The sequence below is a fragment of the Streptomyces sp. NPDC006174 genome (assembly GCF_040614075.1).
Classification (GTDB): domain Bacteria; phylum Actinomycetota; class Actinomycetes; order Streptomycetales; family Streptomycetaceae; genus Streptomyces.
In genome coordinates this window covers 68,868-93,303 of the sequence record NZ_JBEXTJ010000002.1, presented here as the reverse complement: position 1 = coordinate 93,303, position 24,436 = coordinate 68,868, and the positions used below count along the sequence as shown (strand labels likewise).

Annotated in this window: 26 protein-coding genes and 4 pseudogenes; 20 read left to right on the top strand and 10 right to left on the bottom strand. The window is 67.6% G+C overall.

Annotation, left to right across the window (positions count from 1 at the left end; translation table 11 throughout):
* Positions 1-394: 394 nt before the first annotated feature.
* From dnaB to ABZ267_RS04840, 7 genes and pseudogenes are all read left to right on the top strand, one after another.
* Complete coding sequence (gene dnaB, locus ABZ267_RS04870; protein ID WP_356756739.1) at positions 395-1,876, top strand: replicative DNA helicase; 1,482 nt, start codon at positions 395-397, stop codon at positions 1,874-1,876.
* A 340-nt stretch (positions 1,877-2,216) separates the two neighbouring features.
* Positions 2,217-2,813: pseudogene (locus tag ABZ267_RS04865) on the top strand (TnsA-like heteromeric transposase endonuclease subunit); the annotation flags it as partial.
* Between the two features lie 71 nt (positions 2,814-2,884).
* Positions 2,885-3,259 (top strand): annotated as a pseudogene (locus tag ABZ267_RS04860) (transposase); the annotation flags it as partial.
* 613 nt (positions 3,260-3,872) lie between these two features.
* Positions 3,873-4,766: a hypothetical protein gene (locus ABZ267_RS04855; RefSeq protein WP_356756768.1), complete on the top strand. Its 894-nt coding sequence runs from the start codon at positions 3,873-3,875 to the stop codon at positions 4,764-4,766.
* 171 nt (positions 4,767-4,937) lie between these two features.
* Positions 4,938-6,056: an AAA family ATPase gene (locus ABZ267_RS04850; RefSeq protein WP_356756741.1), complete on the top strand. Its 1,119-nt coding sequence runs from the start codon at positions 4,938-4,940 to the stop codon at positions 6,054-6,056.
* Positions 6,053-7,525 (top strand): TniQ family protein, encoded by a 1,473-nt coding sequence (locus tag ABZ267_RS04845; protein WP_356756743.1) that lies wholly within the window; start codon positions 6,053-6,055, stop codon positions 7,523-7,525. The genes ABZ267_RS04850 and ABZ267_RS04845 overlap by 4 nt, the downstream gene beginning before the upstream one ends.
* Before the next feature lie 207 nt (positions 7,526-7,732).
* Complete coding sequence (locus ABZ267_RS04840; RefSeq protein WP_356756745.1) at positions 7,733-8,614, top strand: hypothetical protein; 882 nt, start codon at positions 7,733-7,735, stop codon at positions 8,612-8,614.
* A gap of 125 nt (positions 8,615-8,739) precedes the next feature.
* Here ABZ267_RS04840 and ABZ267_RS04835 read toward each other — a convergent pair whose 3' ends face one another.
* Both ABZ267_RS04835 and ABZ267_RS04830 read right to left on the bottom strand, forming a co-directional pair.
* Complete coding sequence (locus ABZ267_RS04835; protein WP_356756747.1) at positions 8,740-9,297, bottom strand: ImmA/IrrE family metallo-endopeptidase; 558 nt, start codon at positions 9,295-9,297, stop codon at positions 8,740-8,742.
* 30 nt (positions 9,298-9,327) lie between these two features.
* On the bottom strand, positions 9,328-9,690 hold the full coding sequence (locus ABZ267_RS04830) for a helix-turn-helix transcriptional regulator (protein WP_356756749.1): 363 nt from the start codon (positions 9,688-9,690) through the stop codon (positions 9,328-9,330).
* Positions 9,691-9,842: 152 nt separating this feature from the next.
* Here ABZ267_RS04830 and ABZ267_RS04825 point away from each other — a divergent pair, with 152 nt between their 5' ends.
* From ABZ267_RS04825 to ABZ267_RS04810, 4 genes and pseudogenes are all read left to right on the top strand, one after another.
* Complete coding sequence (locus ABZ267_RS04825) at positions 9,843-10,103, top strand: multiubiquitin domain-containing protein (protein WP_356756751.1); 261 nt, start codon at positions 9,843-9,845, stop codon at positions 10,101-10,103.
* Complete coding sequence (locus ABZ267_RS04820) at positions 10,078-11,247, top strand: ThiF family adenylyltransferase (RefSeq protein WP_356756753.1); 1,170 nt, start codon at positions 10,078-10,080, stop codon at positions 11,245-11,247. Before ABZ267_RS04825 ends, ABZ267_RS04820 begins: the two co-directional genes overlap by 26 nt.
* Positions 11,244-11,645, top strand: coding sequence for a DUF6527 family protein (locus tag ABZ267_RS04815; RefSeq protein ID WP_356756755.1), 402 nt, complete (start codon positions 11,244-11,246; stop codon positions 11,643-11,645). The genes ABZ267_RS04820 and ABZ267_RS04815 overlap by 4 nt, the downstream gene beginning before the upstream one ends.
* An 88-nt stretch (positions 11,646-11,733) precedes the next feature.
* Positions 11,734-11,937, top strand: a pseudogene (locus tag ABZ267_RS04810) (hypothetical protein); the annotation flags it as partial.
* 264 nt (positions 11,938-12,201) lie between these two features.
* On the opposite strand, the gene ABZ267_RS04805 reads toward ABZ267_RS04810, so the two are convergent.
* Positions 12,202-13,443, bottom strand: coding sequence for a hypothetical protein (locus tag ABZ267_RS04805; protein WP_356756757.1), 1,242 nt, complete (start codon positions 13,441-13,443; stop codon positions 12,202-12,204).
* A 198-nt stretch (positions 13,444-13,641) separates the two neighbouring features.
* Between ABZ267_RS04805 and ABZ267_RS04800 the strand changes: the two genes are divergently transcribed.
* The 3 genes and pseudogenes from ABZ267_RS04800 (at position 13,642) to ABZ267_RS04790 (ending at position 14,771) form a co-directional block, all read left to right on the top strand.
* A complete protein-coding gene (locus ABZ267_RS04800; RefSeq protein WP_356756759.1) occupies positions 13,642-13,977 on the top strand; it encodes a hypothetical protein in 336 nt (111 codons plus the stop codon).
* Between the two features lie 58 nt (positions 13,978-14,035).
* Positions 14,036-14,336 (top strand): annotated as a pseudogene (locus ABZ267_RS04795) (hypothetical protein).
* Positions 14,337-14,375: 39 nt separating this feature from the next.
* Positions 14,376-14,771, top strand: coding sequence for a hypothetical protein (locus tag ABZ267_RS04790; protein WP_356756761.1), 396 nt, complete (start codon positions 14,376-14,378; stop codon positions 14,769-14,771).
* Between the two features lie 144 nt (positions 14,772-14,915).
* Here the strand turns inward: ABZ267_RS04790 and ABZ267_RS04785 are convergent, their stop codons facing one another.
* Positions 14,916-15,491: a TetR family transcriptional regulator gene (locus tag ABZ267_RS04785; RefSeq protein WP_356756763.1), complete on the bottom strand. Its 576-nt coding sequence runs from the start codon at positions 15,489-15,491 to the stop codon at positions 14,916-14,918.
* Positions 15,492-15,650: 159 nt separating this feature from the next.
* Between ABZ267_RS04785 and ABZ267_RS04780 the strand changes: the two genes are divergently transcribed.
* Together ABZ267_RS04780 and ABZ267_RS04775 are read left to right on the top strand one after the other, a co-directional pair.
* Complete coding sequence (locus ABZ267_RS04780; protein WP_356756764.1) at positions 15,651-16,235, top strand: dihydrofolate reductase family protein; 585 nt, start codon at positions 15,651-15,653, stop codon at positions 16,233-16,235.
* A 72-nt stretch (positions 16,236-16,307) separates the two neighbouring features.
* Positions 16,308-17,684 (top strand): serine hydrolase domain-containing protein, encoded by a 1,377-nt coding sequence (locus tag ABZ267_RS04775; protein WP_356756766.1) that lies wholly within the window; start codon positions 16,308-16,310, stop codon positions 17,682-17,684.
* Between the two features lie 85 nt (positions 17,685-17,769).
* Here the strand turns inward: ABZ267_RS04775 and ABZ267_RS04770 are convergent, their stop codons facing one another.
* Positions 17,770-18,222, bottom strand: a complete 453-nt coding sequence (locus tag ABZ267_RS04770) for a GNAT family N-acetyltransferase (RefSeq protein WP_356757036.1) — start codon at positions 18,220-18,222, stop codon at positions 17,770-17,772.
* 28 nt (positions 18,223-18,250) lie between these two features.
* On the bottom strand, positions 18,251-18,709 hold the full coding sequence (locus tag ABZ267_RS04765) for a MarR family transcriptional regulator (RefSeq protein WP_356757034.1): 459 nt from the start codon (positions 18,707-18,709) through the stop codon (positions 18,251-18,253).
* 139 nt (positions 18,710-18,848) lie between these two features.
* On the opposite strand from ABZ267_RS04765, the gene ABZ267_RS04760 reads away from it, so the two are divergent.
* Both ABZ267_RS04760 and ABZ267_RS04755 read left to right on the top strand, forming a co-directional pair.
* Complete coding sequence (locus ABZ267_RS04760; protein ID WP_356757032.1) at positions 18,849-20,060, top strand: MFS transporter; 1,212 nt, start codon at positions 18,849-18,851, stop codon at positions 20,058-20,060.
* 53 nt (positions 20,061-20,113) lie between these two features.
* Entirely contained in the window at positions 20,114-20,536 is a 423-nt protein-coding gene (locus tag ABZ267_RS04755) for a heme-binding protein (protein WP_356757030.1), read from the top strand.
* Between the two features lie 66 nt (positions 20,537-20,602).
* On the opposite strand, the gene ABZ267_RS04750 is transcribed toward ABZ267_RS04755, so the two are convergent.
* From ABZ267_RS04750 to ABZ267_RS04735, 4 genes are all read right to left on the bottom strand, one after another.
* Positions 20,603-21,469, bottom strand: coding sequence for a GNAT family N-acetyltransferase (locus ABZ267_RS04750; RefSeq protein ID WP_356757028.1), 867 nt, complete (start codon positions 21,467-21,469; stop codon positions 20,603-20,605).
* Between the two features lie 127 nt (positions 21,470-21,596).
* Positions 21,597-22,076 carry an NUDIX hydrolase gene (locus ABZ267_RS04745; RefSeq protein WP_356756023.1) on the bottom strand — a complete coding sequence of 160 codons (480 nt, stop codon included), beginning with the start codon at positions 22,074-22,076 and terminating at the stop codon, positions 21,597-21,599.
* Between the two features lie 44 nt (positions 22,077-22,120).
* Positions 22,121-23,245: a cystathionine gamma-lyase gene (locus ABZ267_RS04740; RefSeq protein WP_356756021.1), complete on the bottom strand. Its 1,125-nt coding sequence runs from the start codon at positions 23,243-23,245 to the stop codon at positions 22,121-22,123.
* Between the two features lie 46 nt (positions 23,246-23,291).
* Positions 23,292-23,669, bottom strand: coding sequence for a phage holin family protein (locus ABZ267_RS04735; protein ID WP_356756019.1), 378 nt, complete (start codon positions 23,667-23,669; stop codon positions 23,292-23,294).
* An 87-nt stretch (positions 23,670-23,756) separates the two neighbouring features.
* Here ABZ267_RS04735 and ABZ267_RS04730 point away from each other — a divergent pair, with 87 nt between their 5' ends.
* Both ABZ267_RS04730 and ABZ267_RS04725 read left to right on the top strand, forming a co-directional pair.
* Positions 23,757-24,074 (top strand): cupin domain-containing protein, encoded by a 318-nt coding sequence (locus ABZ267_RS04730; RefSeq protein WP_069743704.1) that lies wholly within the window; start codon positions 23,757-23,759, stop codon positions 24,072-24,074.
* Between the two features lie 147 nt (positions 24,075-24,221).
* A complete protein-coding gene (locus ABZ267_RS04725) occupies positions 24,222-24,434 on the top strand; it encodes a DUF5326 family protein (protein ID WP_356756025.1) in 213 nt (70 codons plus the stop codon).
* The last annotated feature ends 2 nt before the right edge of the window (positions 24,435-24,436 follow it).

Below are 24,436 nucleotides of genomic sequence, written 5' to 3'. Positions count from 1 at the left end.
CGTGGGGCGTCCGCCCGTGCGCCGTTTGCAGTGATCTTGAGATCAGGGCGAAAGTTTTTCTCTCCCACAGTCAGTGGACGGAGAACATGCAGGTCAGAAGGGTAGTACTGATCCTGCTATGAGTTTGTCCACAGTGCTGTCCCCCGTTCCGTGCACAGGTTCCGAGGGGTTCTCCACAGCATCTGGTCCGTCATCCACATGCCCTGTGGATAACCAGATTGGCTGACGGTGGAGACGGGCCTACCGTGGTCCGGCGCCCGCACTCCGTTCCGGCACCGGAATCAGCTGAACCAGACGCGCCGGAAGCGGAGTCGGGCGACTTGTTTGTCAGCGCCGTGCCGTAAGAAAGAGTGGCACGGCTAGGTCCGCGATGCGGACGGGAGGAGGTGGGCCGGTGAGCATTCCCGAGCCTTTGGACGACCCCTGGACCGAGGCCGGTCCCGGCGACCGTCTGCCTGTCTCCCGCCCGCGCCGCGGGGAGCGCAAGGGCAACCGCGAGGACCGGCACGACCGGGGCTCGGACGACGGATGGGACGGCGGCGGCCCGGCAAGCTTCGAGCGGGTGCCACCGCAGGACCTGGACGCGGAGCAGTCGGTGCTCGGCGGCATGCTGCTGTCCAAGGACGCCATCGCCGACGTCGTGGAGATCATCAAGGGCCACGACTTCTACCGCCCGGCGCACGAGACCGTCTACACGGCCATCCTCGACCTGTACGCCAAGGGCGAGCCGGCCGACCCGATCACGGTCGCCGCCGAGCTGGTCAAGCGCGGTGAGATCACCAAGGTCGGCGGAGCGCCGTACCTGCACACCCTGGTCCAGTCCGTGCCGACCGCGGCCAACGCCTCGTACTACGCGGAGATCGTCCACGAGCGGGCGGTCCTGCGGCGGCTCGTCGAGGCCGGCACGAAGATCACGCAGATGGGATACGCGGCCGACGGCGACGTCGACGAGATCGTCAACTCCGCGCAGGCCGAGATCTACGCGGTCACCGAGCAGCGCACCAGCGAGGACTACCTGCCGCTCGGCGACATCATGGAGGGCGCGCTCGACGAGATCGAGGCCATCGGGTCGCGCAGCGGCGAGATGACCGGCGTCCCGACCGGCTTCACTGACCTCGACGCCCTGACGAACGGCATGCACCCCGGCCAGATGATCGTCATCGCGGCCCGTCCCGCCATGGGTAAGTCCACGCTGGCCCTGGACTTCGCGCGCGCCGCGTCGATCAAGAACAATCTGCCCAGCGTCATCTTCTCCCTAGAAATGGGCCGCAACGAGATCGCGATGCGTCTGCTGTCGGCCGAGGCGCGCGTGGCTCTGCACCACATGCGGTCCGGCACGATGACGGACGAGGACTGGACGCGTCTCGCGCGCCGGATGCCCGAGGTCTCGGCCGCCCCGCTCTACATCGACGACTCCCCCAACCTGTCGATGATGGAGATCCGCGCGAAGTGCCGCCGGCTCAAGCAGCGCAACGACATCAAGCTCGTGATCATCGACTATCTGCAGCTGATGCAGGCCGGCGGATCGAAGCGTTCCGAGAGCCGTCAGCAGGAGGTCTCGGACATGTCCCGAAACCTGAAGCTGCTGGCCAAGGAGCTGGAAGTCCCGGTGATCGCGCTCTCGCAGCTGAACCGTGGCCCCGAGCAGCGCACGGACAAGAAGCCGATGGTCTCCGACCTGCGTGAGTCCGGCTCCATCGAGCAGGACGCCGACATGGTCATCCTGCTCCACCGCGAGGACGCGTACGAGAAGGAGTCACCGCGCGCCGGCGAGGCCGACATCATCGTCGGCAAGCACCGTAATGGTCCGACGGCCACCATCACCGTGGCCTTCCAGGGCCATTACTCACGTTTCGTGGACATGGCGCAGACCTGAGGCGCGTAGCTGTAGGTTCTCAAATCCCGTGTCATTTTCTCAGTCGCGATGTCATCAGGCTGGCTGATCTGACACAGGATTGAGAATCGCTGATCACTTCCGTCACTCGTTCAGGTGACCTTGTTTTGGGCCCGGCTCGGGAGTCTCACTCGAATGCGAACGTAGCGCTCGCGGGGGGAGGCTGCCGACGATTCGGGGGTGACTCATGGCGGCAGGGCTGAGCGCGGCATCGATCACCGTGAGCGTTCGGGGAGCGAACGGCAGCCTGATCAAGAACCGGGAGTGGACCGGGATCTCGATCGACCAGCTTGCGGCGGCGGTCCCCTAGCGGACCTTCCGCTGGTACAGGGGCCAACGGCACTACTCGGGTACCTACTGGTCCGCCACTATGCGCGATCACGTCATCTACGAGTCGCGCCTCGAACTCGCGCGTCTCCTCTTCGCTGATTTCGATCCGTCCGTACGGCGTGTCGTGGCCCAGCCCTTCCTGCTCAAGGACGAGGTGGACGGGGCTGTACGCAAGCACATTCCGGACTATCTCCTGGTCACCGACGAGGGACCCGTGGTCGTGGATGTGAAGCCACTGCACCGGTTGTCCAAGCCGGAGGTGGCCTTCACTTTCGGCTGGACCCGTGAGGTGGTGGAGGTCCGCGGGTGGAAGTACGAGGTCTGGAGCGAGCCACCCGCGGCACAGGTGGAGAACATCCGCTTCCTGTCGGGCTACCGCAGAGACTGGCTGTTCGATCGCGGGCTCGTCGACGAGCTCCGAGGCGCTGAGCTCGACGGAGTCCCTCTGCGTCGCGCGGCGGCCAGCTTGCCCAGCCGCCCGGAGGAGCAAGTTCGGTTTGCGGTTTATCACTTGCTGTGGACACGCGAGCTCACGGTGGATCTCGACCGGCCGCTTAGCCCGACGCACGTGCTCAGGAGGACGGCGTGACCAGGGCCGGAGCGCGGGTCGGTGTTGGTACACATTTCCGCTACGACGGGGAGACCGTCGAGGTGGTCGAGATGGCCGCCACCACGGCCGGCAACGAGGTCGTCCTCAAGGACCGCCACGGCAGGCTCCTGCGTCTGTCCTTGCGGGAACTGCTCTTCTCCGACCGGGCCACCCTTATCCCCGAGGGGCCTGGACCGTCCTCGGACGACGCCGGGGAGATTGCCTCGGTGGTACTGGGGCAGTTGGACGAGGAGGACAGACGGCAGATCCTGGAGCGGGCCGAGCACATTCGGGAACTCCTCTCGGGATATCGGTCCGGCAGCATCGAACTTGCGCGTGAAGGCGAACCGCGAACTCCGTACGCGCCGACGCTGTCGCTGGACGCCCGCTACGCGGCGAAAGCTACGGAACTCGGAGTCGCTGATCGCACCATTCGACGGTGGGTCGCCGACTACCGCCGACACGGTGAGGCCGGCCTGGTCCAGCGGACAAGTACCCAGGCACGGCCCTTCGGCAGGGCCGACGACCGATGGGTGGAGACCGCCCTGGAAGTCATGGTCGAGCACACCGGAGAGTCGAAGCCATCACGCAAGATGGTCATAGACCGGACTCAGGCCCGGGTGATCGCGCGGTTCGGTCCTGAAGTCGTACCCCAGCCCAGCCAAGCCACGGCCTACCGGGTGCTCACAGAGCTGGAGCGGCGACACCCGCTGTTCCGGTTGAGTACGAAGCGCAATCGGGATATTGCCGATCGGCCGGAGGGTCCGTACGGCAAGCTGCGGCCGACGCGGCCGGGTGAGTACCTGCTGATGGACTCCACCCGCCTGGACGTCTTCGCGTTCGACCCGCTGACGCTGAAGTGGGTTCAGGCCGAGTTGAGTGTCGGGATGGACTGGTACACCCGCTGCATCACGGGGATCCGGCTCACGCCGGTCTCGACGAAGGCGGTGGATATCAGTGCGGTGCTGTTCGCGTCGTTTCGGCCGCGGTCGGCTGGGCGGGACTGGCCGCGGCACGCGGTCTGGCCCGAGCACGGCATTCCCCGCACTGTCCTGGTCGATGTCGAAGGCGCCACTGGACCGGGGCTGGCCTCGTCCGCCTCTGGTCCCCGAGACGCTGGTCGTCGACCACGGCAAGGTCTATGTCTCGGAGCATCTGACCAGTGTCTGCCGACGGATGGGCATCTCCATCCAGCCGGCCCGGCTGCGGACGGGCCGCGACAAGGGGCCGGTCGAGCGCTACTTCCGGACCCTGAGGGAGGGGTTGCTGCAGGTGCTGCCCGGCTACAAGGGGCCCGACATCCACTCGCGGGGCGAGAGCCCGGAGGACCACGCATTCTTCTTCCTCGACGAGCTTGAGTCGATCATCCGGGAGTGGACCGCGGCGGTCTATCACTGCAGGCCGCACTCAGGTCTGGTCGATCCGGGCCTGCCGGGTTTGCGGATGTCCCCGGCGAAGGTGTTCGAGCACGGGATGGCCCGCGCCGGCTACATCGAGGTTCCCCGGGATCGCAATCTTGCGTTCGAGTTCCTGCAGACGAAGTGGCGCACGGTCCAGCACTACGGGGTCGAGATCGGCCGCCGCCGCTACAGCGGCCCCGGCCTGCCCGAGCCGGGGGTCCGCAGCCCCTACGACAGTCCGGTCAAGAACGGCTGGCCCTTCCAGGTGGACCCCGACGACATCACCCGGATCTACTTCCGCGATCCGGATAGGCGGGCCTGGCACACGCTGGTCTGGGAACACGCGCCGTCGGCCGAGATGCCGCTGAGCGAGGACGCGCTGACATTCGCCCGGCAGTTGGCTGCCTCGAAGTATCGCTTTCCCGACGACCGGCTTGCCGTCGCTGACTTGTTGGAGCGGTGGAATCTCGGCCTGGGCACCACGATCGCCGAGCGGCGCATGGCCCTGCGGCTCTCGCGCGAGCAGGCCGCGCATCGAACTTCCGGAGAGTGAGGCGGAGACGGTCGTCTCGCTTCCCTCCGTACGCAAGGCCCTTGGCCAGGACGAGCAGACCGCGGAACTGCGGGAGCCCGACGTGGTGACGGAGACCGGGGATGACGACGAGGCCGATCTGGAGGACCTCGCCGGGGAGGACGACTTCTACGCCGATGCCCTGGAGGACGTGTGAACGACGGCAGCGTTCCGCAACCGGGCAATCTTGCCTTGTCGCGGAAGGAGGACTTCAAGGCGTTCGCCGAGAGCCCTCGCCGCAGCCGGCCCGACCTGCTGACCCGCAAGCAGCTGAAGTCCCTGCCCACACAGGCGCCGGCGGACTACGACCGTGAGCGTCGGCGGTGGCACGCGAACATCGGCCCGGTCAAGACGCCGCAACTGACAGAGCTCCATGAAGACCTATGGGACATCGTCGACAGCAACGAGCAGGACGGCGACAAGGCCAAAGGTGCAGTGGCCGTCGACGCGTTCCCGGGGCTGGGCAAGACAACCTCGGTGCTCGCCTTCGCCCGCGACTTCCACCAGCGGGAGGTCGAGGAGTCGGGAGCGTTCACGAGCCAAGGGCACGAGCGGATCCCGGTCTGCCGGGTCGGACTGACTGGGAACACCGGAATGAAGGATCTCAACCGGGCCATGCTGGAGTTCTTCGGCCACCCCGGACAGATGCGGGGGACCACCGCCCAGTTCGGACGGCGGGTGCTGGACTGCGTGCTGTCCTGCGATGTCCGCCTGGTGGTTCTGGACGATCTGCACTTCTTGAAATGGGGACAGAAGAGCGGCATCGAGGTGAGCAACCACCTGAAGTGGATCGCCAACGAGTTCCCGGTGACGTTGCTGATGGTGGGGGTCGAGCTCGCGAAGAAGGGCCTGTTCGGCGAAGGAACGAACGGGCGCGACACAGCTCTGGCCCAGACCGGCCGCCGCACCACCCGCCTCGGGCTTCGTCCGTTCACCATCGATACGGAGGCCGGTCGTCGGGAATGGCGGCAGATGCTGCTGGCCCTCGAACAGCGCGTCGTGCTCGCCGACAAGCACCCCGGCATGCTCGCGGACGAGCTGTCGGACTACCTCTTCGCCCGCAGCACCGGACACATCGGCTCGCTGATGACGCTGATCAACCGCAGCTGCCAGCGGGCGGTCCGCACCGGCGCCGAACGTCTTGACCAGGAGCTGATGGACCGGGTGAAGAACGACGAGGCATCCGAGGCTGCCCGCCTCGAACTGCAGACTGCGCTGGAGAAGAAACGGCTGACCAGCCGCCCGCGGCCCCGGAGCCGACGCCCCGCATGAGAACGCCGACCCGCACCCTGCCGATCCGGCTGCCTCCGCTGCCCGGCGAGGCTCTGGACTCATGGCTGGAGGCGATGGCCAGGCGGATGGACACCGCGCTCGGTGATGTCCTGCTGCATTTCGGCTTCCCGGTCCGGCACCGGGCCGGAGACCAGTTCAGGGGCATCCCGGCAGACTGGACGATCGTCCTCGACGAACAGCTGACCAATGCCGTCGCGCACGCCACCGGGACGTCCCCGGAGACAGTCGCTGCCCTGACCTTGGCGCACTACGACGGACGGGCCCTCCACATGAGTGCCGGAGGCCGGGCCGTGTCACGGCACGTCCTTTGGGGCCGCGGAGGGGGATCCCGGTTCTGCCCGGAGTGCCTTCTTGCCAGTGATGGGCGATGGCAATTGTCCTGGAGGCTCGGTTTCTCCTTCGCCTGCACCCAGCACCGCAGACTGCTGGCGGACTGCTGCCCGCACTGCGGGAGGGTGCCGCGGCAGCGGCCCCGTTCCGGCCGGTCGGTCCCCCAGCCTGAACTCTGCGGCAATCCACCGACCCGCCCCGCCCGCCCGTTCTCGGCGGGCTGCGGCACCGATCTGACCCGCGCTTCGACGCTCCTCTTGTCTCCTGGCCATCCGGTTCTCATGGCACAGGACCGAGTGATGGAGATCATCGACGGGGCAACAGCTGCTTTCGGCCCCTACCGGATCTCTCCCCAGCCGGCATCGGCAGTGCTGGCCGACATCCGGGCCCTGGGCATCCGCGTCCTGAGCGACCTTCCCGGAGCTGTCCTACGGGAACGGATCCCGGCTGACATTGCGGAAGCGCACCTCACCACCGGTCCGGTCTCCCCTCACATCGAACAGGCAACGGAACGCCCTGGCTTCATGGCCCCTTTCCGAGCCGTGGACACAGCCGTCGCGGTCACCATGGCTTTGAGCATCCTGGAGCAACCAGGAATCAAACCGGCCGGCGAGGCCCTGAGGGACCTGCTGGAAGCAGTACGCGAGGAACTCGCGCGGATCTCCGCGACCAGCATCGACAGCTGGGGGCGGGGCATCAGTCCGGTGCTGCAGTCCGTGCACCTGGCCGCCCTCGCCCCTTCCCTCCGCCCCAGCGAATGCGTCCGTTATCGCATCGCGGCCGAGACTCCCCGCCGACCGATCAGGACCACGCAAGACATCGAGCAGCGAGCCAGGAAGATCCCCACGATGTTCTGGCCGCCCTGGACGATCCGGCTCGCACCACCTGAAGGAATTCATGCGCGGGCTCTGGCCCCCGTTCTCGCCGCCCTGCTGCTGATACCCGACAGCCACGCATCCCTGGACCAGGCAGCCGAGCTGATCGGCAACGCCATCGACGGCATCGAAGTCTCACGACTCCTCCAGGAACTCGACGACCTTCCGCAATGGCCGGGCATCGCCACTGCCCTGGACCGGCTCGTCGACTACCTCGACACCAACAGCGCCCCCATCGACTAAGGCCGGCGCCGACTCCTCGACTACACCGGCCTGCTTTCTCATGCCCGCTGGCTGGAGATCTGCCGCCGCACCGGAACACCACCGGGAACCGGACGGCGCGAATGCATCGCACGCAGCCAGCTCTTCCAACGTCTCAGCGGCCTGCCCGCCGAGTCTCTCCCCGATGACCTGGGCGGGCTCGACAGCGCAGAGTTCCGGGCGACGTCCTTGCGGTTCACCGCGCTTCAGACCCCCGAACTCGCGCACGCCCTCCAGCAAGAAGCCCTCAGCTTCCTGGCCTCACACCACATCCACGACGAGCCCCTGAACTGGCAGCCGCCCGCCACCCTGCTGGGAGGGCTTTCCCTTCCCGGCCCCGACCCGGCGCGCGTCGACCTGCCCCGCCTGCACCAGCTCGTCCGCGAACGCCAGCACCCCGTTCAGCACACCGCCCAGGTCCTGGGCACGACCGTCGAGGCCATCCGGCATGTTCTCGACGAACACCCAGCCCCCGCACCCCCGCTGACGAAGAGCGCCGCCAGAGCCACGGGCCGCATCCGGCGGCAAGCCCGGCAAGCCATCCCGGCAGAGTGCTTCACACGGCTCTACCTCGACGAACACCGGTCCCTCCAGCAGATCGCCACCCTCACCGGCTTCTCCCGCAGCGTGCTGACCGGCCTCGCCAAGGACTACGGCATCCCGCTCCGCGAGGGGCCCAAGGACTACAAGCGCCGCGGCACCGTCGACCGGGATTGGCTCATCGAGCAGTACGTCCACCACCGTCGGACCTTGCCGGACCTCGCCCGAGAAGCCGGCATGAGCACCGCGAACATGGCGCGCTGGGCCCACACCCACAACGTTCCGCTGCGATCACGCGGAGGAGCCAGCCACAGCCAGGCACTTGGCGCTGCCGAGCAGACCAGCAGAGCGCCCCGCATCCTCCGGCCGGCACTCACAGGGCAGGGGGCCAGAGAACGCCTGAACCGATTCGCGGCCGCATCCGCATACCCCAGTCTCGGCGCGGCGGCCAGCGGCTTGGGGCTCAACGCATTCGTCCTCGTCGCGCAGATCAACCGGATCGAACGAGCTTGGCGGATTGCTGCTGGTTAGAGCCGAACGCGGTAGGCCCATGAAGCTGACCCCCTTGGGGGGGAACGTGCTTAGGGCTGTTCGCCGAGCTGGTACGCAGCCGTGAAGGCTGAGGCTCGCTCTGCGGTGACATGACTGTCTCGCGATCAGCGAGTGTGCCCTGTCGGAGACCGGAATCCGTATTTGCTCGCGGCCCGCTGTGCGCGTACTCGCTGCCCCTTCATCTGCATCTGCGCAAACTGCTCACTCACTCCGTATGCCGCGGCTACGCGCGCATTGTCCCAACCGTCGAACGCCATGCGCTCCGCCGCAGCGAGCGGAATCAGCAGCTCACCGGCCATGAACGTTGCCTGCTTCTCCTGTTCCTCATCGAACTGACGCTTGTGGTCCTCGCCGAAGATCACGTTGTCGAAGGGGTGTTCCAGTAGGTGGTGGCCGAGTTCGTGCGCGATGTTCGACCTGCGTCGGGCTATGGTGTGCGACTCATTCTCGATGATGATCCGTGCCGTTCCCAGGGGCACCAGCGCGGCCGACCACGCGGACGCGTCCACCGTCGTGAAGTGGTTGATGACCTCATCATCGATGCCAAACTCGACCAGACTGCCGAGCGTATATATGTCGATGCCGTGTTCCTCGGCGAGTGCATACGGGTCGAACGGGGCGTTGGTCCTCAAGCCGAGGGCAGCTCGCTCCTCCTGGGTCACTCTCGCATGAGGGCCTGCGTCCAGCGCACCTCAATTGCTCCGACCGCCACGTTCCGCACGGAACCGCCGTGCGGCCGCTCCGATAACCTCTTGGAGGTAGTCCACGTCACCTTCGGAGAGATCCCGGCGAGCCCGGAGTAGTGGAACGAGTGACGCCGCGAGCTCCGGCTCCTCTTCAGGTGTCTCTGCGCCGGGAACCACGTAGAACACTTCCGCTGGCATGCGCAGCCACGTCGTCATCGCCGCGAACGCCGTGACGTCGGGCTTCAGCCCGTTAGCCATGCGCGAGATGGTGGATGCGCTTACCCCAATCTCCTTCGCCAGCTGTCGGCCGGATAGATCCTTCTCCAGGCGGGCCGCCTCCAAGGCCGCGTGCAAGGCCTTGACGTCCACGCTCGGACTGTCACTCATCACTGCCCCCGACTTCTCGTAGTGCTCGACATGTCGATCACCTCTGCTACAGTGTATCTGCTCGAAACTTCGAGCATCGATTGACATTCGGCGTGGGTGTCGGTCGGCCTGTCCCCACGCCGAAGGAGTACCCAATGACGCAGGACAACCACGGGCCCCGCCCCGTCACGATCATCGTCAACACCCGATCGCACCCCTGGACGGCGAAGGACATCTCCTTCGAGCAGGTTGTCGAGCTGGCCTACCCCGGCCAGCCCGGCACCGGCGAGGACACCTTCACGGTCCGATACAGCCGCGGCCACGACGGTCACGGGTCGGGGAGCCTGACCGCCGGCCACAGCGTGCGGGTGAAGAAGGGAATGGTCTTCGATGTCTACCGCACCTCTCGTTCGTGATCCCGATCTGTCCCGCCTGCTCGATGAAGGGTTCGACGTCGTCGTGCAGGCGGGGCACCTGCTCGTTCGGCACATCCCCTATGTCACCGAGGCGAGGATCATCGAGTACGGCTTCTTCGCCTATCCGGTGACTGTTAGCGGAGACCGCGTCGTATCCGACACCGACCACCGCATTTGGTTCGGAGGCTCGACCCCTTGCGACGAGCACGGCCGGAAACTGACGATGGCCAATCCTGAATCCCGAGCGGTCGCCGAGGGACTGCAGGTGAGCTTTATGCTCTCCAGCAAGCCGAGCCCGAGCGGGTACCCTGACCACTACTCCAAGGTCACCGCCTATGTACGGATGGTCGCCGACCAGGCACAGGCCATCGACAGCTCGGTGACGCCCACTCCCGGCGCGGCCTGGCAGGAGATCGACGACGACACGCCGTTCGTCTACCGGGACACGGCCACGTCGCGAGCTGGCCTCGCCGCCGTCAACCGGCGGTACCGGGGCCACCGGATCGTGATCGTCGGCCTCGGCGGGACCGGGAGCTACATCCTCGACCAGGTTTCCAAGACCGAGGTTGACTCGATCCTGGTTGTCGACGGTGACACTTTCGACAACCACAACGCCTTCCGAGCACCGGGCGCGGCTACCCTCGACACGTTGCGCGACCGTCCCAACAAGGCGGCGTACTTCGCGGCGGTCTATTCGAACATGCACCGTGGCATCACCGTGTGCGAGGAGTACCTGGACGAGGACAACCTCGAAGTCCTCCAAGGGGCGACGTTCGTCTTTCTCGCATCGGACGACGCCGCGGGCAAGCCCGTCATCATGGACTGGTTGGAGGCCCACGACGTGCCGTTCATCGACGTTGGACTGGGCATCGACGAGACCGATGGCCGACTCGGCGGTCTGCTGCGGGTCACGGCAAGTCTGCCGGGGCGCCGCGAGCAGGCCCGCTGCAGGATTCCGATCCCGGCACCTGAACGAGACGACTACGGGCGAAATATTCAGACCGCTGACCTGAACGCGCTCAACGCGATGCTCGCGGTCATCCGCTGGAAGCGCTACGTCGGCACCTACGCAGATGCGACGGGAGAGGGCTTCGCCACCTACTCGTTGATCACGAACGAGATCTCCAACGAGGACCTGACGTGACCGCAGTCGGCTTCCTCCGGCCGGAGTTCGTCGAGAGCTTTCCAGCAGCCATGGAGCAGGGGGTGCTGTACATCTCGATCGCGTACAGCACCTGCGGCCATCTGTGCTGCTGCGGTTGCGGACAAGAGGTGATCACGCCGTTGTCACCAGCGCAGTGGTCGTTCACCTACGACGGCGAGAACGTCTCCCTGACACCTTCGGTCGGCAACTGGGATCTGTCGTGTCAATCGCACTACTGGATCCGCAAGGGCAAGGTGCAGTGGAGCCGCTGGTACTCGCCTGAGGAGGTCACCGCGAACCGTGAACGCGATCGGCACGAGCTCGCGCGGCAAACCGGCGAGATCACGGACGGCCGGTTCGCCAGGTTGCGTCGACGGTTGTGCGCACGGCGCTTGTGAATCCACACAGATTTTGGATGGAGACCCCGGACGTCGAGAAACCTGGGACACCGCCTGGTCGCGTCTTCCATCGCTCACTGTGCCGTTTCAGCGGCTCACGCACTGTCCTGAGGCGCCACTGCAGTGGAGGTGCCAACAACTGCTGACCGTCAGCACCGGCGAACAGGTCTGGGGTCTCCTCGATGTCCTTCCCGACACCTTCGACAAGATCCCGGAGACCTTGGAGGCGGAGTCCAGGAAGGACATCGTCAGCCGCATTGAGCGAGCAGTGACCGTGCGCGAGTGGGTGGAATCTGACACGGGATTGAGAACCGCTGGCCAATCCCATCACTCGTCAGCGGATCGGACACGAACACGTCCTTCCTGTAGGGCTCGCGGAGCTTGTGACCGACCGGCGGGCAGCCGGGTCAGCGTTGCTGCCACAGATCCGTCAGAAGCACCCGCACATCTCCGGTCAGTGGAGCCGCGACTGGCTCCCCGAGCAGGGGGAGGCCGCCGAGTAGGCGGGAGAGAGCGCGGTCAGTGGATTGCTGCTTTTCTATGCTGGTGCCCACATTCACTCGTTGGGGGACTCCGTTGCCAGTGGGATACCGCACCGCCAGCAGTCGTTCGCGTGGTCGTCCTGGCAGACGTAGCCGATGGCACCATCCACGCACCATTCGGCGGCTTCCTCGGACAGCAGGTCGGGCCCGGCATGGAGCAGCCGACGAAATTCCGTGGTGTCTGCAATGTCGGCCGGGCGGTTGGTGAACCACTCGTCGAACCAAGGCTTGTCCCGGTGAATGCGCCAGTGAGCATTCTCCCGGTCGTCGACAGCCGTAAGGAACCGATCGACGATGCGCCCCCAACTCGGAGCTCCGAACCAGCCGTTGTCGGACGTGCAGAAGGATTCGATCAGGGTTCGCAGGCCGAACTCCTTCTCGTTAAGGCAGTACCTTCGCCCCCATGAGATCGCGACCTGTGCCATCTCCGCGATTTCTTCTCGCGGATCAACCTCGTGCGCCGGGTCGTCAGGGTTGTGGCAGGCCAGCCCGAGCTCAAGCACGGACTGCCCGGTCGGTAGAACCCTAGACGGGTTGACGATCGCGAGACCGACAGCGATCCAGTCGACATGGTCGAACGACAGCATCGAGCGAACGAGTCGGGTGGTTGCCGCGTTGATCCGCATCATCGTGCCGTCGTGGAGCGGACTCTGTCCTGCATGCCAGTTCTCGACGGGTGTGTTGCGCCACACGACGAGCGTGATGCGGGTGGCAGCCAGCCAGAGCAGGGCGTCGTCGTCGAGGTGCCCGAACCGCTTGGCGCACTCCTGAGCGCCGTAGGTGATCAACTCTTTCGGTTTCGGCCACCTGTGGCTGTCAGGCCCGTCAGGCGCGTACTCGTAATCGCCGGCGTACTCGTCGAGGATCTCGCTCAACTCGGCTGCGTTGTAAGCCTCGCTGTACTCGGAGCCGTCTGGCCCCTCGACGGTGTACATGTCGTGGTCCCACGAGACATACACGTCGCCCCAGAGCACGACATCATTGCTCTCGATGGCGTTATCCGTCACAACCGGCCTGATGGTGATCGGCGCAGTACGCCCGTCGGTTCGCTCGCAGTCCTTCTCGGCTGCCCATGCGGTGATGACCCCGAGCGGCTTCGGAAGGAGAGGGCCGACGTTGGTGATGCTGAACGGCTCGTCGTCGTCATCGGTGTCGAACCGGCTGTTGACGAACGTGACCGCCTCGGAGGGCGTGCTGACGATGGACTGGGTACCACTCTCGTTGTCGACCACTCGCCACAACGCACTGTTCTTCACGATGCTCTCCGATCGCGGTGAGCGCACCCGGGGCGGGTACGATGCGCCGGGTCGCTCGGCACTGACACCAATTATGGGCTGATCAAGCCGTCCGTAGTCCCGCAGGCGCTTGTCGGCGACAACGCTCGGACCTGCGCGTGCAAACTGCTTTTCGCGACCGCGGAGACACAGCAGAGTCCAACAGCGGAGGAGGCGAAGATGGCGCTGAACAAGAAGGGTTCCCGGCGCATAACCATTGACGGGATCGAGTACCGCTGGCGGATCCGCAGGAAGCCCTCCTACATGCAGGGACTCTGCTGGACACCGATGACCTATGCGGTTGAAGCGGCCAGCGGCAGCCAGCCAGGCACGACCTTGATCGTCACCAGCAGTCAGGCCCATCCCAGCAACTGGGTGGGCGTCGAGACGGAGCCCATTCGTCCGGCTCACGTTGCTGCCAGCATTCGAGAGGCACGGGATCAAGGCTGGGATCCAACCCGGGTCGGTTCTCCTTTCCAGCTCGACCGATCCGCAGGATTCGTCGCCCAAGCATGAGACAGAGCGGAGTAGGGCGGCGCATCTGGCCCGGCATCATGGCCTGGTGACCACATGGATGCGCTGCTACTGGGACGAAGAAGACACCTGGTTCTACTTCGAGGTCGACGCCGAAGGCTGTGATCCGGCAGGTCGAACTCGAAGGGCCTGAGCTGGTCCCGATCGCAGCTGCTTCCCTCGCCGAGTGGCAGCGGGCCCGCGACGCAGGCCGCCTCGGTGATTACGACAGCAGATTCGGGATCACCGCCGAGCTGCCCGTCTCGGAATGGGAAGGCCACGACCCCGAACAACTCACCTTCGAGGAGTTCGAGGATGTCTGGGGCCCTGCCCGTCAGCAGATTGCATCCCGGCCCAGCTGACCTCTCGGCGCCGCACTGGCTTCTTGGCATCATCGCGACATGACCCCGACCCTTCCCCGCACCGTCCGAGCCGTCGACACCGCTCAGCTCCTGGACCTGGCCCAGGAGGCCGCCATGCATGGCTTCAGCCAGCGGCTCCCGGTCGACTGGCTACGAGAGCACCTCGCCGCAGAAGCGACGTACTACCTCTTCCCGCCACTCGTGCAGCGGCTCACGCACCGTCCCGAGGTGCCGCTGCAGTGGAGGTGCCAGCAACTGCTGACCGTCAGCACCGGCGAGCAGATCTGGGGTCTCCTCGACGTCCTTCCTGACACCTTCGACAAGATCCAGGAGACCTTGGACACGGCATCCAAGAAGGACATCGTCAACCGCATCGAGCAAGCAGTGAAGGTGCGGGAGTGGATGGAACGGACGGCTGCCGATGCAGGCTCGTGAGGTCCGGCGCGGCCGGCTGGGCAGTCTGAGGAAATGACATCGATCTGAGACAGCCGTTTGCCGACACATCGTAAGACTGGAGGGGAACGTCCAGGTCATAGCGTCGGCGCATGACACCGAAAGTGAGAACCTACAGTAGCCGCGTCACCGGCCCGGAATGATCCGCTCCACGACTGTGTCCACCAGAGTGCCGAGGGCGATGTCGCCGAGCATGTCGGGCAGCGTGAAGTGCTCCAGGAGTACGCCGGTCATGGCCAGGTAGAGGACGAGGAAGGCGGAGTGGTCGCCGGGGAGGTGCGTGTCGCGGTGGAAGGCGGCACTCTCCTCGAAGGCCGTGCGGACGGTCCGGGTCAGCTGGGCCCGTAGCTCCGGGCGGCGGGTCGCCTCCAGGCGGAGCTCCAGCAGGGCCAGGTAGCCGGTGCGGTCGTCGGTCATCCGCCGGACCAGCCAGTGCATCAGCTCGGCGACCAGTTCACGGGAGGGCTCGGGGCGCAGCGCCTGTTCGACCTGGGCCGGGTCCGGGGTCATCCGGTGGTGGATGCGGGCGCCGGTCTGCATGAACAGGTCGTCACGGCTGCTGAAGTAGTTCGACGCGGTGCCCACCGGCACGCCGGCCCGGGCGTCCACAGCGCGGAAGGTGAGGCCGCGGGCGCCCTCCTGCGCCAGGACCTCGATCGCCGCGTCCGTGAGCGCCACCCTGCGCTCGGGGTTCTTCGCCATGCGTCCTTCTCCCTGCTCGTCGTCCTCCGGAAAGAGGTTGCGCGACCACTACACCTGAAGCACTATAAGTGTCCTGGTTGCGGCTCCTCACTCTGGTGACACGGTCGCCGCCTCGTCCTGGGCCGTCGGGCCCGCGCCGGCACGTCGAACGGGGAACACATGCGCAAGCTCACCTACTTCATCGCCTGTTCGATCGACGGCTTCATCGGTGACCCGCAAGGTGATGCCGAGACGATGATGGCCTTCGTCGACGAGGAGTTCATCGCCTTCCTCAAGGAGGAGTACCCGGAGACGATCTCCGCCCCGGGCCGCAAGGCTCTGGGAATCGAGCACCTGGAGAACCGGCGGTTCGACACCGTGGTCCAGGGACGGGCCAGCTACCAGGTGGGCCTGGACATGGGGGTGACGAGCCCTTACGGCCATATGCGCGAGTTCGTCGCTTCCCGGACGCTCACCGAGTCGCCGGATCCGAACGTGGAGCTGATCGCGGAGGACGTGGTCGGCAGGGTCAGGAAGTTGAAGGCGGAGGAGAACGGGCTGGGCATCTGGCTCTGCGGCGGATCCCGGCTGGCGGGCCAGTTGACCGACGAGGTCGACGAGCTCGTGATCAAGACCTATCCGCTGGTGTACGGCTCCGGGATGCCGATGTTCGGGTCCGGTTTCGCGGCCCACGAGTTCACGCTGGAGCAAGTGCGCACGTTCGCGAACGGGGTTCTGGTGCGGACGTACGGCCGGAAGCGCTGAAGCCTTCTCCCCGGACTCTCGCCGCCCGGTAAACCGCTCGTCCGGCGGCAGCTCGTCAGGTAATGGTTGACCATGACTTCTCCGCGTGAAGAACTGCTTCCCAGCACCCGGCGCTCTCTCCTCCACCGCGTCGCCACGGCCCAGCGGGAGGGCCGGGCGCCTTCCCTCGCGGCCGCCGTGCGGCGGGAGGGCCGGGTGGCGTGGAGCGGGGGCCGTACGGGCCTGGAGGGGCAGGCGCCGGACGCCGATACGCAGTACCGGATCGGCTCGATCACCAAGACGTTCACCGCGGTGCTGGTCCTGAGGCTGCGCGACGAGGGCCTGATCGATCTGGACGACCAGCTGGAGAAGCACCTCCCCGGCACCGGAGCGGGTGGTGCCACCGTTTTCCAACTGCTCGGCCACAGCGCGGGCCTGGGCGCCGAGACGCCCGCCCCGTGGTGGGAGCGGACGCCGGGGAGCCTGCGGCCCGAGCTTGCCGATGTGCTCGGCGAGCGGCCGCAGATCCATCCGGCGGGCCACCGCTTCCACTACTCCAACCCGGGCTATACGTTGCTCGGTTCGCTGGTCGAAGCGGTGCGCGGGGTTTCCTGGGAGGAGGCGCTGCGCCGCGAGATCCTGGAGCCGCTGGGCCTGCACCGCACGGCCTACGAGCCGGTCGCCCCGTACGCGGAAGGCTGGGCCGTGCACCCCTGGGCCGATGTGGTGGTGAGCGAGCCCGCCGAGGACCTCGGGCTGATGGCGCCCGCCGGTCAGCTCTGGTCGACCGCGGCCGACCTGCTGCGCTTCGCCGCCTTCCTGGCCGAGGGCGACGACCGGGTCCTGTCGGCCGCTTCCGTACGGGAGATGAGGACGCCCGCCGCGGCTGCCGAGACCGGGGGTTACGGATACGGCCTCGGCCTGCAGATCGTGAAGACCGACAGCCGTGTCCTTTTCGGGCACGCCGGTTCGCTGCCCGGCTTCGTCGCCGGCCTCTGGTTCAGCGAGCAGGACGACATCGCCGCGGTCGCCCTCGCCAACGCCACCTCCGGCCTGCCCGTCGCCACGGTGGCCGCCGAACTCCTGGCCATCGTCGCGGACGCCGAGCCGCGGATCCCGGAGCCCTGGCGCCCGCTGCCCGAGGTCGACCAGGAGCTGCTGGCTCTGACCGGGATCTGGCACTGGGGGACCCATACGTTCACGCTGAGGCTGACCGGGGGCCGGGGTCTTGCGCTCAGGCCGTTGGGTGGTACCGGTCGCGGAGCGGCCTTCGTGCCTCAGGCGGACGGCACCTGGACGGGCCTGGACGACTACTACGCGGGGGAGACCCTGCGTGTCGTACGCCGGGTCGACGGCTCGGTCGACCACCTCGACCTCGGGTCGTTCGCCTTCACCCGGGAGCCGTACGAGGCGGGCGCCGACGTTCCGGGCGGGCTGGACCCGGCGGGCTGGCGAGGGCTCGGCGGCTGACGCCTGGGCTGTGACGGCCGGTGGGGTCGGTGTTTCACGTGAAACACCGACCCCACCGGCCGTTGCCATGCAGAGAGCGAGCCCTTCAGAGAGCGAGCTTGAAGCCCACGTGGCTGGCCGTGAAGCCGAGCCGCTCATAGAAGCGGTGCGCGTCCTCGCGGGTGACGTCCGAGGTCAGCTGCACCAACTGGCAGCCCTGGCGGCGGGATTCGTCGACCCCCCACTGGATCAGCTGCGTACCGAGCCCGCTGCCGCGCTCGTCGGCGTGGATGCGGACGGCCTCGATGATCGAGCGGGTGGCGCCGCGCCGGGAGAGGCCGGGGATCACGGTCAGCTGGAGGGTCCCGACCACACGGTCCTCGCGGACGGCGACGACGACGTGCTGGTTCGGGTCGTCGGCCAGCCGCCGGAGCGCCGCGCGGTACGGGGTGAGGTCGTCCGGCGACTCGCGCTGCGCGCCGAGCGGGTCGTCGGCCAGCATGGCCACCACGGCGTCGAGGTCGGGCTCGGCAACGGGGCGTATCTCAAGATCGCTCATGGTCGGCAGAGTACGCGCTCGACGGCCGTCAGACCGCGACCTTCAGCTCCTCGACCGCCCGGACCAGCGGCGCCAGTTCGGGGTTCTCCGAGGCCTCGTCCAGCGCCGCACGCAAGGCGCTGTCGTTGGTCGGCCGGGCCTCCGCGAGCAGGGTGAGACCGGCCTCGGTGACATCGGTGTAGATGCCTCGCCGATCGGTGTCGCACAGATACCGGGTCAGCAGGCCGCGGTCCTCCAGCCTCGTGACCAGGCGGGTGGTGGCGCTCTGGCTGAGAACCACGGCGTCGGCGACCTGCTTCATCTGGAGATGGCCGCCGGGGCCGCTGTGCTGTCGGCTCAACACGTCGAGCAGCGAGTACTCCCGCGCGCTGAGCCCATGACCCGACTGGAGGGCGCGCTCGATGCGGGTCTCGATCTTCCCGTGGAGCAAGGAGAGGGCGCACCAGCCCTGGGCGAGGGCGGTCAGGGCCGGGTCGGTCGCGGTCATGGTCTCTCCTCCGTGCGGGAGCTGCGTGATTCCAGGATAGGGGACGCCTGCAATAGCCCGCGCTTGCAATTAACCAGCGCCTGCAATTATTGTGGACGCTCGTAAGGTGCAGACGCAATCTTCAGAGAAGGTGGAACCCATGCCGCTCGCGCTCCTGGCCCTGGCCATCGGGGCATTCGGGATCGGAACGACCGAGTTCGTGATCATGGGGCTGCTCCCCGAGGTCGCCGCGGACTTCCAGGTCTCGATCCCGACCGCAGGCTTCCTGGTCACCGGCTACGCGCTCGGGGTCGTCCTCGGTGCCCCGCTGATGACCCTCCTCGGCACCCGGGTCACCCGTAAGCGGATGCTGATGCTTCTGATGGGGCTCTTCATCGTGGGCAACCTGGTGTCCGCCCTCGCTCCCGTCTTCGGCGTCATGCTCGCCGGCCGGGTCATCGCCTCCCTCGCGCACGGTGCCTTCTTCGGCATCGGCTCGGTGGTCGCGGCCGATCTCGTCGCTCCGCAGAAGAAGGCCGGAGCCATCGCCATGATGTTCACCGGACTCACGGTCGCCAATGTCGTCGGCGTCCCGCTCGGCACCTACGTCGGACAGTCCGCGGGCTGGCGGACCACCTTCGTCATCGTGGCGCTCCTCGGCGTGATCGGGCTCCTCGGAGTGGCGAAGCTCGTCCCCGAGCAGCCCAAGGCCGAAGGCGTACGCATCCGCCACGAACTGGCCGCGTTCCGCAACGTCCAGGTCCTCCTCGCGATGGCCATGACCGTCCTGGGCTTCGGCGGAGTCTTCGCCGCGATCACCTACATCACCCCGATGATGACCGAGATCGCCGGCTACTCGGCCTCCTCCGTCACCTGGCTGCTGGTCCTGTTCGGCCTCGGCATGGTGGGCGGCAACCTGGTCGGCGGACGGTTCGCCGACCGCCACCTGATGCCGATGCTGTACGTCTCGCTCGGCGCGCTCGCCCTCGTCCTCGGCCTGTTCACCGTGACCGCCCACAACAAGGTCGCCGCGGCCGTCACCATCGTCCTCATCGGCGCCCTGGGCTTCGCGACCGTCCCTCCGCTGCAGAAGCGGGTCCTCGACCAGGCCGCCGGCGCTCCCACCCTGGCCTCCGCGGTCAACATCGGGGCCTTCAACCTCGGCAACGCCCTCTCCGCCTGGCTCGGCGGCCTCGTGATCGCCGCCGGCCTCGGCTACACCGCCCCCAACTGGATCGGCGCCGCCCTCGCCGCCTCCGCCCTGGTGCTGGCCGTGGTCTCCAGCCTGCTGGAACGCCGTACCGCCGACACCGGAGACCGGATCGTCGCCGGGCACAGCCCGGCGACGGTCACCGCTCAGGCCCGGCACTGAGCCCCACCGCAGGCCCTCCCTCACCGCACCACGCAACGAACAGGAGCAGTCCCATGAGCACCACCACCGTCGCCCCGCTGACCATCCAGGACGCCGAGGCTCTCGTCACCGCCGCTCGCAGCGCCGCCGAGGCGGCCGGAGTCGCCGTCGCCGTGAGCGTCGTGGACGCGGGCGGCCACCTCCTGGCCTTCCGGCGTGACGACCGAGCGGTCCTCATCGCCGGAGAGACCAGCACCCGCAAGGCGTTCACCGCGCTGCAGCTCGACACCCCGACCGCGGACCTGGTCGACGCCGTCCAGCCCGGCGGGCTCTTCCACACCCTGCCGACCGCGCTGGACCGCCCGCTGCTCTTCATCGCCGGAGGCGTCCCGCTGCACCGCGGCGGCCGGTTGATCGGCGCCATCGGGGTCGGCGGAGGAGCGCCGGAGCAGGACCACGGGTTCGCCTCCGCCGCCGCCGCGGACTCCCTCGTCTAAGGCGGAGAACCCGAGCCGGATGCCGGCGTGGCCGCACCGCCCGACCGGCGGTGCGGCTGTCGCGCGTCAGCCCGTCGCGATGGTGAGCGGGGCGAACCTGCGGGTCGCGTCGCCCGGGAGGTCCGCTGTGCCGTACGTCATCACCGCGGTCCGCGAGCCCGGTTCGAGGCCGCGCTCCACCAGCCAGCCGTGCAGCTCCTCGTGGCGCGCGTCGACGTCGGCCCGCAGCGGCCGGTCCGTCGTGGCGGCCAGCGCGGTGACGAGGGCCTTGGCGGTCGCCGTGTCGCGCGCGATGAGCGGGCCGACGGCGTGGGCGTCGCCGCTCGGCCAGAGGGCCGCGTAACCGGTCAGTTCGCCGTTCTCCTCCGCGACCTGGAGCCGGTCGGAGAAGGCCGGGAGCCGGGCGATGATGTGCGTACGGTCGACCCCGAAGACCGGCAGGTCGAGGCGGATCATCGCCTGGAGATCGTCCGCGGCGGCCGCGCGCGTGGTGACGGCCGAGGGCCGGTTCTCCGCCTGGAACGGGCCGAGCACCCGCTCGGTCCGGCCGACGTGGGCGAAGCCGAGCTCCTCGTAGAGCCGCTGTGCCTGAGGTGTGGCGTACAGCGCGAGCGGAGTGGACCCGGTCTCGTCCATGACATGGCGCATGAGGCGTCGGGCGATCCCCTGGCGGGCGTGGCGTCCGGCGACGAGCAGCATCCCGACGGCCGCCAGACGGGGCCCGTACGACGTCACCACACAGGCCGCGACCAGGCCCTTCCCGTCCGGCTCCGCGATCCCGTACCCCGTGCCCGCGGAGAGCAGCAGCCCCCATCGGTGTTCGTCGCGTGGCCAGCCGCGTTCCTCGGAGAGGTCGGCGCAGGCGACCAGATCTCGCCGGGTGAGGCGCCGTACGGGCAGGTCGACGAGGGGCAGGGGTGATGGGCTGTGCATGGGGCCAGGCTGTCCGACGTGATGATCCCTCGTCCACCGGTTTCCCGGAACTGGCCGAGAACCGAAGCGTCCGCCGTCATGTTTCACGTGAAACATGACGGCGGACGCATGCGGAGACCCGGCGCCGTCAGCTCAGGTCAGGCGCATGCATCGCCCGTACGCCTTCGATGTTGCCGTCCAGATAGTGGCGCAGCGAGAGCGGTACGAGGTGAACGGCGGCGATCCCGACCCGGCTGAACGGCACCCGGACGATCTCGTACTCACCGCAGGGCTCGTCGATCTCCGGGCCGTGCCGCCGGGTCACGTCCATCGACGCGAGCCGGCAGACGAAGAAGTGCTGGACCTTCACCCCCGTGACTCCGCCGTCCGCGATGTGCTCGACGGTGTCGACGAAGCAGGGCACCACATCGACGATCTTGGCGCCGAGCTCCTCGTCGACCTCGCGGTGCAGGGCCTCGACGACGGTGGCGTCCTCCGGCTCGACTCCGCCGCCGGGCGTGAGCCAGTACGGATCGACCCCCGGCTTCGTACGCTTGATGAGGACGAGGTCGTCGCCGTCGAGCAGGATGGCGCGTGCGGTGCGCTTGACCACAGGACGTTCGGTCATGGCAAGAGAGTGGCCCGCGCGGACCCGTCTGAAACTCCCCCGGCCTACCGGGCCGCCTCGTCCAGCGCCCGCGCGACGTCCGCCAGCAGGTCCTCCGGGTCCTCCGCGCCGACCGAGAAGCGGATGAAGCCCTCCGGCACGGCGTCGCCACCCCAGCGGCCCCGGCGCTCGGCGGTGGACCGTACGCCTCCGAAACTCGTCGCGTCGTCGACCAGCCGCAGCGCGGAGAGGAAGCGCTCCGCCGTCTCCCGGTCGGCCAGCTCGAACGACACCACCGAACCGAAGCGCCGCATCTGGCGCACGGCGATCCCGTACGACGGGTCGGTCGGCAGCCCCGGATACCGCAGCCCGGTGACCTCGGCCCGCTCGGCCAGCGTCTCGGCGAGGGCCAGCGCCGTGGTGCACTGCCGCTCGATGCGCAGCTGGAGCGTGGAGAGCGAGCGGTGGGCGAGCCAGGCCTCCATCGGGCCGGGGATCGCACCGACGACCTTGCGCCAGCGCCGTACATCGGCGGTCAGTCCGGCATCACGGCAGGTGACATGGCCCAGCAGGATGTCGCCGTGCCCGGTCATGCCCTTGGTGTCGCTGGCGACCGAGAAGTCCGCGCCGAGCTCCAGCGGGCGCTGGCCGATCGGCGTGGCCAGGGTGTTGTCGACGGCGACCAGCGCGCCCGCCTCGTGCGCGGCGGCCACGAGCCGGCGGATGTCGCAGACGTCCAGGCCCGGGTTGGAGGGGCTCTCGATCCACAGCAGCTTCGCGCCCTCCAGCAGCGCCAGCTGGGCATCGCCGCCGGTCGGCGCGGCCTTGACCTCGACGCCGAAGGCCGTCAGCTGCTCCCGTACGAGCGGCAGCGCCTGGTAGCCGTCGTCCGGCAGCACCACGGTGTCGCCGGTGCGGACCTGCGAGAGCAGCACCGCGGTGATCGCCGCCATGCCGGAGGCGAACACCGTCGTGCTCACGTCCTCGCCGGGCGCCTCCAGCTCGCCGATGGCCCGCTCCAGATGGGTCCACGTCGGATTGGTGTCCCGGCCGTAGGTGTAGGGGCCCACCGGTTCGCCGGAGAGGTGGAAGTGCGCGGCGAAGACCGGCCCGGGCAGGGTCGGCTCGTACTGCTCCGGTTCGGGAAGTCCGGCGCGTACCGCGCGCGTTCCGTCGCCCATGGTGCTCATGCTGCTCCGTAGTCAAGTGGTCGGGTGGCCCCGGAGGGCCGGGAAATCAGTCCTCGTCCGGCAGGACCATGTTGAGGGCCCAGGAGACGACCGAGATGATCAGGGCGCCGAGTACCGCGGTCCAGAAGCCCTCGACATGGAAGCTGAGATCGAAGACGTTGGCCAGCCAGGAGGTCAGCAGCAGCATCAGCGCGTTGACCACCAAGGTGATCAGCCCGAGCGTCAGGATGAACAAGGGGAGGGTCAGCAGCTGGACCACCGGCTTGACCAGGAAGTTCACCAGACCGAAGAGCAGCGCGACCAGGATCAGGGTGAGGACCTTGCGGCCGGTGGAGCCGCCCTCCAGCGTGATGTCCCCGATCAGCCAGATGGCCACGGCCAGCGCACCCGCGTTGGCGATCGTCTTGACTACGAAATTCTTCATGTGTCTGATCGTGGCAGACATGATCGGTGGTGGACACCGACAGCGCACGCGAACCGACGGCACAGGTCACAAGGGGCGGACGAGCCGATGAAGGCATTCAGACTGGACGAACTGGAGGCGGAACGGGCCGCCAACGACGGCGCGTACCTGCAGTTCGTGCGGGAGCGGAACATGTCCGTCGGCCTGTACGCGCTGGACGCGGGCGAACTCGATCCGCAGCAGCCGCACCAGCAGGACGAGGTGTACTTCGTCGTCAGCGGCCGTGCGTCGATCACGGTCGGGACGGAGACGACCCAGGTCGGCCGGGGGAGCGTCGTCTATGTGCCGGCCGGAGTGGCCCACAAGTTCCACCACATCACCGAGGACCTTCGGGTGATGGTCGTCTTCTCGCCTCCGGAGGGCTGAGATCTCCCTGGTCGGAGGTCTCCGTCGCCCCGGGTTCCCTAAGGGTTCGATCAGGGGTCTTCAAGGGCTGCGCAGCCCCCGCCGGGGTCCCTCGCGCCTTTAGCATCGAGGCAGCAACCCAGAGAGACGAGGTAGATGGCGATGGCCGTGCGGGAGATTTACGCGGGGATGCCCTGGTGGGTGAAGTGGATCGCGGTGCCCGTCATCGCGATCTTCGTGTTCGGCGGTCTGATCGCCAGTGTGATCGGCTTCGTGATCGGCCTGCTCTTCAAGGTGCTGGTCTTCGTCGTGCTGGTCGGCGGCCTGGTCTTCGTCGTACGCAAGTTCATGTCCTCCTCGTCCTCGCGTGGTGACTGGTAGGA

Bases quoted from the DNA above. Each gene is read 5' to 3' on its own strand.
- ABZ267_RS04740 (WP_356756021.1), bottom strand. From the start codon at position 23,245: ATGAGCACCATGGGCGACGGAACGCGCGCGGTACGCGCCGGACTTCCC.
- ABZ267_RS04770 (WP_356757036.1), bottom strand. From the start codon at position 18,222: ATGAGCGATCTTGAGATACGCCCCGTTGCCGAGCCCGACCTCGACGCC.
- ABZ267_RS04755 (WP_356757030.1), top strand. From the start codon at position 20,114: ATGAGCACCACCACCGTCGCCCCGCTGACCATCCAGGACGCCGAGGCT.
- ABZ267_RS04790 (WP_356756761.1), top strand. From the start codon at position 14,376: ATGACCCCGACCCTTCCCCGCACCGTCCGAGCCGTCGACACCGCTCAG.
- ABZ267_RS04745 (WP_356756023.1), bottom strand. From the start codon at position 22,076: ATGACCGAACGTCCTGTGGTCAAGCGCACCGCACGCGCCATCCTGCTC.
- ABZ267_RS04800 (WP_356756759.1), top strand. From the start codon at position 13,642: ATGGCGCTGAACAAGAAGGGTTCCCGGCGCATAACCATTGACGGGATC.
- ABZ267_RS04760 (WP_356757032.1), top strand. From the start codon at position 18,849: ATGCCGCTCGCGCTCCTGGCCCTGGCCATCGGGGCATTCGGGATCGGA.
- ABZ267_RS04825 (WP_356756751.1), top strand. From the start codon at position 9,843: ATGACGCAGGACAACCACGGGCCCCGCCCCGTCACGATCATCGTCAAC.
- ABZ267_RS04775 (WP_356756766.1), top strand. From the start codon at position 16,308: ATGACTTCTCCGCGTGAAGAACTGCTTCCCAGCACCCGGCGCTCTCTC.
- ABZ267_RS04855 (WP_356756768.1), top strand. From the start codon at position 3,873: ATGTCGAAGGCGCCACTGGACCGGGGCTGGCCTCGTCCGCCTCTGGTC.
- ABZ267_RS04765 (WP_356757034.1), bottom strand. From the start codon at position 18,709: ATGACCGCGACCGACCCGGCCCTGACCGCCCTCGCCCAGGGCTGGTGC.
- ABZ267_RS04735 (WP_356756019.1), bottom strand. From the start codon at position 23,669: ATGAAGAATTTCGTAGTCAAGACGATCGCCAACGCGGGTGCGCTGGCC.
- ABZ267_RS04780 (WP_356756764.1), top strand. From the start codon at position 15,651: ATGCGCAAGCTCACCTACTTCATCGCCTGTTCGATCGACGGCTTCATC.
- ABZ267_RS04730 (WP_069743704.1), top strand. From the start codon at position 23,757: ATGAAGGCATTCAGACTGGACGAACTGGAGGCGGAACGGGCCGCCAAC.
- ABZ267_RS04785 (WP_356756763.1), bottom strand. From the start codon at position 15,491: ATGGCGAAGAACCCCGAGCGCAGGGTGGCGCTCACGGACGCGGCGATC.
- ABZ267_RS04750 (WP_356757028.1), bottom strand. From the start codon at position 21,469: ATGCACAGCCCATCACCCCTGCCCCTCGTCGACCTGCCCGTACGGCGC.
- ABZ267_RS04820 (WP_356756753.1), top strand. From the start codon at position 10,078: ATGTCTACCGCACCTCTCGTTCGTGATCCCGATCTGTCCCGCCTGCTC.
- ABZ267_RS04845 (WP_356756743.1), top strand. From the start codon at position 6,053: ATGAGAACGCCGACCCGCACCCTGCCGATCCGGCTGCCTCCGCTGCCC.